Origin of the sequence: Pseudomonas sp. SH10-3B (assembly GCF_019891415.1) — a bacterium.
GTDB lineage: Bacteria > Pseudomonadota > Gammaproteobacteria > Pseudomonadales > Pseudomonadaceae > Aquipseudomonas.
This window is the reverse complement of the sequence record NZ_JAFLXD010000016.1, coordinates 111,344-120,095: the sequence shown is the minus strand read 5'-3', so window position 1 is coordinate 120,095 and position 8,752 is coordinate 111,344. Positions and strand designations below refer to the sequence as shown.

General features: G+C 59.3%; 9 protein-coding genes. 2 read left to right on the top strand and 7 right to left on the bottom strand.

Annotation, left to right across the window (positions count from 1 at the left end; translation table 11 throughout):
- From J1G35_RS14745 to J1G35_RS14730, 4 genes are all read right to left on the bottom strand, one after another.
- Positions 1–1,170, bottom strand: a 1,170-nt coding sequence (locus J1G35_RS14745; RefSeq protein WP_223015279.1) for an MFS transporter, incomplete at its 3' end; no start/stop codon positions are given.
- Positions 1,171–1,178: 8 nt separating this feature from the next.
- On the bottom strand, positions 1,179–1,493 hold the full coding sequence (locus J1G35_RS14740; RefSeq protein ID WP_053133022.1) for a Rieske 2Fe-2S domain-containing protein: 315 nt from the start codon (positions 1,491–1,493) through the stop codon (positions 1,179–1,181).
- Between the two features lie 12 nt (positions 1,494–1,505).
- Positions 1,506–2,729 carry an iron-containing redox enzyme family protein gene (locus tag J1G35_RS14735; protein ID WP_347709453.1) on the bottom strand — a complete coding sequence of 408 codons (1,224 nt, stop codon included), beginning with the start codon at positions 2,727–2,729 and terminating at the stop codon, positions 1,506–1,508.
- A gap of 473 nt (positions 2,730–3,202) precedes the next feature.
- On the bottom strand, positions 3,203–4,492 hold the full coding sequence (locus tag J1G35_RS14730) for a mechanosensitive ion channel family protein (RefSeq protein ID WP_053133025.1): 1,290 nt from the start codon (positions 4,490–4,492) through the stop codon (positions 3,203–3,205).
- 193 nt (positions 4,493–4,685) lie between these two features.
- Between J1G35_RS14730 and J1G35_RS14725 the strand changes: the two genes are divergently transcribed.
- Positions 4,686–6,032 (top strand): DEAD/DEAH box helicase, encoded by a 1,347-nt coding sequence (locus J1G35_RS14725; protein ID WP_223015278.1) that lies wholly within the window; start codon positions 4,686–4,688, stop codon positions 6,030–6,032.
- A 52-nt stretch (positions 6,033–6,084) separates the two neighbouring features.
- Here the strand turns inward: J1G35_RS14725 and J1G35_RS14720 are convergent, their stop codons facing one another.
- Complete coding sequence (locus tag J1G35_RS14720; protein ID WP_223015277.1) at positions 6,085–6,360, bottom strand: hypothetical protein; 276 nt, start codon at positions 6,358–6,360, stop codon at positions 6,085–6,087.
- Between the two features lie 154 nt (positions 6,361–6,514).
- On the opposite strand from J1G35_RS14720, the gene J1G35_RS14715 reads away from it, so the two are divergent.
- Positions 6,515–6,904, top strand: a complete 390-nt coding sequence (locus tag J1G35_RS14715) for a transcriptional regulator (RefSeq protein WP_223015276.1) — start codon at positions 6,515–6,517, stop codon at positions 6,902–6,904.
- Between the two features lie 43 nt (positions 6,905–6,947).
- Here J1G35_RS14715 and J1G35_RS14710 read toward each other — a convergent pair whose 3' ends face one another.
- On the bottom strand, positions 6,948–7,814 hold the full coding sequence (locus tag J1G35_RS14710; RefSeq protein ID WP_223015275.1) for a DUF6279 family lipoprotein: 867 nt from the start codon (positions 7,812–7,814) through the stop codon (positions 6,948–6,950).
- A 66-nt stretch (positions 7,815–7,880) separates the two neighbouring features.
- The gene (locus J1G35_RS14705) at positions 7,881–8,603 is read right to left on the bottom strand and encodes a TorF family putative porin (protein ID WP_053133040.1); all 723 of its coding nucleotides are present in this window, start codon (positions 8,601–8,603) and stop codon (positions 7,881–7,883) included.
- Positions 8,604–8,752 lie beyond the last annotated feature (149 nt).

Here is an 8,752-nt window from a genome sequence, read left to right as displayed (position 1 = left end):
GGCGGCGGGGGCGGCGGCCGGGGTCAGGTTCCACGCCAGGACGGCAGTGGCCAACAGGCCGGCGGAAACGATCATCAGCAGGCGTGCGCCTTCGAGCCCGAGAAACCCTGAGGTGGTGAAGAACGTCAGGATCATGGGGGCCGAGCCACTGACCAGCAGGTAGTAGAGCGAACTTTTGGCTGCGATCACGTCGGCGACCCGGGCGTTGGGCGCTGACTCGATCAGGGTTTTACGCAACTGAATCCGCAGGCTGTTGATGCAAAAACCCAGCAGGAACGCCGCAGCCATCATCACGTAGAGGTTCTGGAAGTAGACGATTGCCACGTCCGCCAGTATCACCAGGGAGATCGCCCCGTAGCTGTTGAGCTTGATGCGCGGCAGCACGGCGGCGCTGAAGGCTCCCAGGCCTGCCAGGCCACTGGCGACGCCAAACAGGGTGGCATTCCACTCATTGAGCTTTTGAAAAACGATCGGCACCAGGCTGTTGAACGCACCGATATGGAAACCGATCATGCTCAACACGATGATCAGGATGTAGAGGTTTCGCGGCAGGTCCAGCGGCCGCGCAGTGGAGGCGCCGGTGGCCTGTTCAGCGGCGTGTTCGTTGGGGCTATCGGCCACCAGGAGGATGGCCGCCAACGAGAGAATCGCCGCCAGGCTGATGATCTGCAGGGTCTGGTTGACCGAAAACACATCCACGATCAACCCGCCCAGGAGCGCACCGCCGAAGGCACCGATCTGGATGGAGGTCTGCATCAACCGCGCGCAGGTGTCGCTGTCGGTAAGGCCAGCCAGCACCAGCTTGGTATTTTTCGATTCCAGGGTACTGATGGTGAAGTAGTCGGTGACGCCCACCACAAAGGCGATCGCCAGGAAGCCGATCGGTAGCAAAGCGGCCTGTGTGAACGACAGCCCCAGTACTGCGGCGAAGGCCGCCAGGCGAATGTACAGCAGCCGTTTCAGGCTGAGTTCAATCGTAAAGAACTTGCCGATGTACTGCTCGCACAAATAGGGCACCACGGTCGCCACGCACAAGGTGGCGCCGACCAGGAATGTCGAGCCGGTCGTCTCCAGGCCGAACCAGACCATCGCGATGACAATCGCCATGTCGAGGCCGGTGAAGAGGGTCACGATTGAGTAGAACGCGGTCAGGGTCGATTTAGTATTCATGGGCTTCATCAGTCGTAACGGGAGATTTTAAGCAGCGGCACACAGCGCTCGGTGTCGCCGACGACGGTGCTGATCTGGTTTCTGACGCGCACGGTGGGCAGTGCTTTCTTTTCCAGGTTGCAGACCTTGTAGGCGTTGTCGTGCCAGGGGCAGATCACGCTTTGGCCGTCGCCTGTTACTTCGCCCATGTGCAGCGGGCCGCCACGATGGGGGCACGCGGTGGGCAGCAATTGCGTCGAATACGCGTGGCGCTTGAGAAAGTAGGTTCTTTCCTCTACGGCCACATAGTTGGCGTGGGTGAGATTCAGGCTGATCGCTTTCATTGGGTTGCCCACTCAGATGGCGGTGACGGTGTACGTGCAGGACGGGCTGGCGATGCGGGTGCCATGCAGCATTCCCTTGGGAATCACCACGCCTTCGCCGGCCTTGAGGCGCAGGGTCAGTTCGGGGCTGGCGATAAAATCCAGCTCGCCTGATTCGACCCAGAACAGTTCGTCATTCGGGTGGGTGTGCAGCACCGAAAGTTCGTGTTCGGGCTCGGTAATCGTCAGGTCTACCGGCTTGCGGCCGTGGAGCGCCGCAGCCTGTGCGCGATGCTCATCGATCTCGTCATGCCATTTGATATGGGCATACAGTTCTTCGTCGGCGATGTCCTGAAGGAGCTTGAACTCTTCAAAACCGCGAATAAGGTCGGGGATGATCTTGTTGCCGAACTGCTTGATCATCGGAATGATCAGGCGCTGGAGGGCCATCCTGCCGTGGTGCACATCGATGTGCGCATGCTCATCGAAGTACTCGGTGGAGACGGTGTCGTTGAAGATCGTCTTGATCGCGCGTGACTGGTGCTTGGTCGTCAGCGCCAATGTGGCTTCGGTGTAGTACATGGCACCGATATAGCGGAACAGCTCGCCATGGTTGGCCGATACGTAGTGGAAGTAGTTGGTCAGCGACAGCGACGCCGGCGTATAGAACTGCCAGTAATGGTGCACGTGATGTGACATGTCCATGCCCTTGAGCATGTCTTCAAAAATGGTGCTGTGCTTCTTTTTGTCGACGCCGTAGCCGTACTCGTCGATCAGGATCTTGAACAATTCGCTGGTGTACACACCACAGTTGCCCAGGACATTACGCGCCATGGCCGAGGCTTCACTGAGAAAGTCCCCCGCGCATTGGGTCATGAAAAAACGCGCGGCACGTTCGGGGTGACGGCTGGTGGTCAGCACTTCGTGAAGTTTGGACTCGGCCTGGGCAACGTCCTCCAATACTTTGTCGGTGTGGGCGATAAAGGAGTCCAGGCACCAAGGGCCGTTGATATGCACTTCTTCCTTGAGCCAGTTGTACAAGTAGTGTTCCAGTAACGGGCGGATCTTTTTGCCACTGGCGGCATGTTGCGGATCATAGAAAAGTTTGAATGCCTTGAGATCCAATTCCAATGGTGGCTTGGGCAAGAACACCAGGTCCTGCTCGTAGATATTCAATAACAAGCGTTGCGCCAGCAGATGCTGACTGTTTGAAAGTTGATCGCTGGTCAGGCAGGTGCTGATAATTGAATCGGTCACATCCTGCGGCCGGGAAGGCCGCTGATAGGGGCCTTGGCTATAAAAATCAGTGGGTTGAGCAAAGGCAGCAGCACCACAGTAGTGGGTCAGTGCTTCGGCATTCGAACTTAATACGAAGTCTGCTGCATTATCGGAAAGCTGGGTTGTCCATAACATGAGGGATAGCCTTTTGCTGGCGTTGTTCGATGGCCAGATGCTAAGGCGTTGGTTTTTTTTAAAACAGATTAGAAATAGTGCGCGCAAGTAGTGAAATTCACTAAAGGCGTAGGAAGAATTTTCCTTATGGGGCGAGCCGTTTGATTACTCGCCAGCAACGGCTACACATAGTTGCTGGCTTTTATCGGGACGTGCGCCAGCGCCGGCTCAAGTTGCAGGTGAACTTGCCGTTTTATCGGGGTGTTTGGATGACTGCTGTTCCAGCGCTTGTCACGCGTTGCGGCGAGGCGCTTGGCAGCCCCTCGCCGGTATCGTTATCAGCTCGGCAGCGTCTGTGAGGCTTGGGTGTTTTGGCTCAGTGCCAGTATCCCGGTGCGCAAATCGGTGCCACTGGGTTGCTGGTACAGGTTCAGTCCAAACTCCGGCAACACGGCGAGCAGGTAGTCGAAAATGTCGCCCTGGATCCGCTCGTAATCAGCCCACACGGTGGTGCGGGTGAAGCAGTAGATCTCCAGCGGCACGCCCTCGGCGGTGGTTTGCATCTGGCGCACCATGCAGGTCATGTTCGGCTGGATATCCGGATGGCTTTTGAGGTAGGCCAGGGCATACGCACGGAAGGTGCCGAGGTTGGTCATGCGGCGGCGGTTGGCCGACAGTTGTGCGCTGTGGCCCTGGGCTTCGTTCCAAGCTTTGAGTTCGGCCTGCTTGCGCCCGATGTAGTCGGTGAGCAGGTGCACCTGGGTCATGCGCACTTCCTCATCGTCGCGCAAAAAGCGTACGCCACTAGCGTCGATGTACAGGCTGCGCTTGATGCGTCGTCCACCGGAGGCCTGCATGCCGCGCCAGTTCTTGAACGACTCGGACATCAGGCGCCAGGTGGGGATGGAGACGATGGTCTTGTCGAAGTTCTGCACCTTGACCGTGTGCAGGGTGATATCCACCACGTCGCCGTCGGCGCCGACCTGGGGCATTTCGATCCAGTCGCCGACGCGCAGCATGTCGTTGCTGGTGAGCTGCACACTGGCGACGAACGACAGCAGGGTGTCCTTGTAGACCAACAGGATCACCGCCGACATCGCACCCAGGCCTGACAGCAGCAACAGTGGCGAACGGTCGATCAATGTGGCGACGATGATGATCGCGCCAAACACGAACAGCACCATCTTTGCCAACTGCACATAACCCTTGATCGAGCGGGTACGCGCGTGTTCGGTGCGGGCGTAGATGTCCAGCAGGGCGCTGAGCAGCGCGCTCATGGCCAGCACCAGGAACAGGATGGTCAGTGCCAGGGCCACGTTGCCGATAAACAGGATGGCGGTCTTGCTTAGCGCGGGCACCAGGTACAGGCCGAACTGGATCACCAGCGAGGGCGTCATCTGCGCCAGGCGGTGAAAGACTTTGTTGTGCCGCAGGTCATTGAGCCAGTGCAGGGCCGGTTGCCGGCCGAGCAGTTTGACGGCGTGGAGGATGAGGTAACGTGCTACCCGTCCGAGCAGCAGGGCCACCACCAGCAACACCAGGAAACCAAGGCTGGCGTGCAGCAGCGGGTGTTCGTCGAGGGCGCCCCAGAGGTCTTGGACGTTGAGCCAGAGCTGTTTGATATCCATGGATGAAACCGATTCTTCTGTAAGACAAGACGGCGCGATTAGAGCATTTAAGTGCAACAAAGTTGATGCCGTGGACAAATACCCTGACAAAAAAGCAACTGATTAGCGCCGTTCGCGTAAAGACACTCGGTTTGGACGCCCGAAACCGGTACCCTATGCAGCTGATTTTTTGTATTTCTTCGAGGTAGCACCCGTGTTTTCCCAATTCGCCCTGCACGAACGCCTGCTCAAAGCCGTGGCCGAGCTAAAATTTGTCGAGCCTACGCCTGTGCAAGCAGCGGCCATCCCGCTCGCGCTCGAAGGGCGTGACCTGCGGGTGACGGCTCAAACCGGGAGTGGCAAGACCGCTGCTTTCGTCCTGCCGATTCTTAACCGCCTGATCGGCCCGGCCAAGGTCCGTGTCAGCATCAAGACCCTGATCCTGCTGCCAACCCGCGAGCTGGCCCAGCAGACCTTGAAGGAAGTCGAGCGCTTCTCGCAGTTCACCTTCATCAAGTCCGGCCTGATCACCGGTGGCGAAGACTTCAAGGTCCAGGCCGCCATGCTGCGCAAGGTGCCGGACATCCTGATCGGTACTCCTGGCCGCATGATCGAGCAACTCAACGCCGGTAACCTTGACCTCAAGGAAGTCGAAGTACTGGTGCTCGACGAAGCCGACCGCATGCTCGACATGGGTTTCGCCGACGACGTGCAGCGCCTGGTGGCTGAATGCGTGAATCGCCAGCAGACCATGCTGTTCTCCGCCACCACCGGTGGCTCGACCCTGCGCGACATGGTCGCCAAGGTCCTGAACAACCCTGAGCACCTGCAGGTCAACAACGTCAGCGACCTGAACGCCACCACGCGCCAGCAGATCGTCACCGCTGACCACAACGTGCATAAAGAACAGATCCTTAACTGGTTGCTGGCCAACGAGACCTATCAGAAGGCCATCGTGTTCACCAACACCCGTGCTGCGGCCGACCGCATCTATGGTCGCCTGGTGGCCCAGGACTACAAGGCGTTCGTGCTGCACGGCGAGAAAGACCAGAAGGACCGCAAACTGGCGATCGACCGCCTCAAGGCCGGCGGCGTGAAGATCCTGGTCGCCACCGACGTCGCCGCGCGCGGCCTGGATGTGGATGGCCTGGACATGGTCATCAACTTCGACATGCCCCGCAGCGGTGACGAATACGTGCACCGTATCGGCCGTACCGGGCGCGCGGGCAACGAGGGCCTGGCGATCTCGCTGATCTGCCACGGCGACTGGAACCTGATGTCGAGCATCGAGCGCTACCTCAAGCAGTCGTTCGAGCGCCGTACCATCAAGGAAGTCAAAGGCACCTATACCGGGCCGAAGAAGGTCAAGGCGTCGGGCAAGGCCGTTGGCGTGAAGAAGAAAAAGACCGACGCCAAGGGCGAGAAGAAAAAGGCCGGTGCCAAGTCGCCGACCAAGCGCAAGATCGCCAACCGGCCGAAGACCGACAACCTGTCGCTCGTCAGCAAGGACGGCATGGCGCCGCTCAAGCGTCGCAAGCCAGAAGCACCCGCTGCCGAGTAAGGCTTCAGGGATGTGAAAAAACCGGACGACGTTGTCCGGTTTTTTTATGTCCTCAATTTTTAGCCTTGGCGGCAGCTTCTTTCAATTCCTTGAGCCGCGCGTCGATCAGCTGGCACTTGTCAGGGAACTCTGCGCTTTCAGTATCCAGGTCCATCTTCTGCAGCTCGTCGTTCATCTCCTTGGCCTTGGTCGGGTTCTGCTCGGTGAGTTTGGCCACATCCTGGGCCAGTTGCTCGCGCTTGGCGGTGGCCTCTTCCGGAGTGCAGGCCCAGATGGGCAGGGCGGTGAGCAGCGTGGCGGCGATGGCCAGGTTCATCAGGGTTTTCATGGTCGGACCTCCTTGGCGGTGATGCTCAGTTGAGGTAGCGAACGTCTGGAAAGTTCAGAGAAATGACGCCCGTCGGTTGGTCTGAACGGCTACAGGCGCGCAGGGTCACTCCTACAGGCGGGCTACTTTCCTTAGGCCTGCAGGAGGAATCAGGATGACGACTTACAACTGGGATCTGATCGAACGTCTGCTGCACGAAGTGCAGAACGGCGAGGGCAGCTTTGCCCCGCGCAAATACGCCGAGCAGGAGGCGGCCGAGAAGGCCACGGCGGGCGAGTCCACCGGCAACCTGGATGCGTTGAAAAAAACTGCTGCGGATTATGAAGCGCTGCTGTTTAAGCGAGGGTTTATTGAGTCACGGCCTGAGGAAGAAGGCGGCAATGGTGAGAATTTCATTCTGACCGCACTGGGTGCGCAGCTATTGGCGCTGATCGACAGCTCGATCCCGGGCAATGATCACCCACGCCAGGTACTGGATGAGCAGGCCGATGCGCTGGACCCGACGACCTTTTCCGAAGTGGCTTCGAAGGCGCAGATTGCCTGAGCGGGCACTACGCTGACCCAGTGTGGGAGCAAGCCCTCCCACATTAGTTCGCAGCGGCTTTCAGGCATTTGAGTGCTTTGAAGTCGCTGCGTACGCCGTCGATTTTCTGCGTCAGTTTCTGGCGCTGTTGCACGGTGCTTTCGGCCATCAAATCCACGATCAGGCTGCGCGCTGCGGCTTCGGTCTGTGCATACGCGGCGCGGTACTCCGGTGTCCACAGGCTTTCGCGGTCTACCATCAATTGCTGGATTTTCTGCGGGAAATCGGGGGCGTTGCGTTGCCGCACGGCGTCGATAAATTGCGCCTGCCAGCTGGCGCGGTTGCCGATCCACTGCTCGTTCTGTTTGCCCAGGCTGGTGGACCAGGCCATGACCCGGTTCTTCTGACTGTCGCTGAGCGGCCCCATCCATGCATCCAGGCGCTTGCTCATGCGCGCGGCGCGCTCCTCGATCTGCTTGGCCAGCGGCGGCTTGAGGTATTCGTCCTGGCGTTTGCGCAGGTCCTTGGCCAGGGCATCGTTCATGTCGTTGACCTGTTGGTCATCCAGCCCCTGTAACAATTCAATCGCGGACGGGGTGATTTCCCGCGCCACTTCGGCAATCGCCTGCTTGGCCTCGACGGTGCGGGTTTGCAGCGCTGCATCGGTGACCTGGTTGTTGTCGACCATCTCTTGCAGGCGGTCCAGCCAGTCGAGGTAACCCGGCAATTGCGTGGTGCAATGCCAGGCCAGGTGTTCCTTGAGTTTGTCGTTGAACCAGCTCTTCTGCCCGGCGTTCATGTCCAGGTAGTCGTTGAGGGTCCAGGGGATGATCACGTCCAGGTTGCGATAAGCCAGGCCTACGCGGTTGCAGCCGGCGAGTACCAGGCTCAGGGTCAGGAATACCACCAGCAGTTTGAGCCGATGCAGCATGGGCGTGTCCTTGCGCAGAGGGGATTAATGCATGTGAACCCTCGGCACACGCGACAGTTCAGCCCATCAATAAAACGACCGCGCCGCCTTTAACGTCAACAGGCCATCGCATTGCGAATTGTGTCCGGAGTAGGCCGAGCAATCGCCGCCGCTGAGGCTGGAATCGCTGTAGATCAGGTCCAGGTCGATGCCTTTCCAGGCGCGGGAGAACTGCACCGACCAGTCGCTGAAGCTGCTGATAGTGCCGCCTTCCACCGAGGCCGGAGTGCCGAGTTGATGGGTGGTGTACTTCATGCTCACGCCGATGCCGAAGGGCTGGGTGCCGCCGAGATCGGCAAACAGGGTGCTGTCCTGGCGGTCCGGGTCGTTGCTGAACGAGGCGCCGAAGCGATTGCCGAGCAGGTTGAGGCCGCCGTAGAACTCCTGGCTGTCGAGGGGGCTGAGCTTGGGGTAGCTGTAGTGGATCAGGCCCACTTCGTAGCCCAGGGTCTGGTCGAAGGGATGCTTGAACCCCATGTAGGAGTCGACTTCGAGGGTGCTGGCCGAGGATAGCCCCATGTTCGGTGAAAATTGACCGAAATACAGGCCACTGTTATGGCTCAGGTCCAGCCCGCCATGGAACGAGTCACTGCCCGGCGAGGTAGGCTTGACCAACCCTTGGGCCATGCTGCGACTGGGGGTAGTACCCAATTTCAGGTCGAAGTCACCCAATTCGCGCTGGAAGATCTGCGCTTCGGCGAGGGGGCTGGCTGCCAAGGCGCCGACCAGGAAAATGCAGGATTTGAACATGCGTCACTCCATGGAAAGCGAGGAGCGGTAACGGAGGAAGTCGGGCAGATGCCCGTGCTAGACGTGTGCAAGGATACCGGCGAATGCCAGGCAGCGAGGCCCGTTCGTCGATTAGCGCGGCAATGAGTGTGTCGGGAGGGGGGATCTGC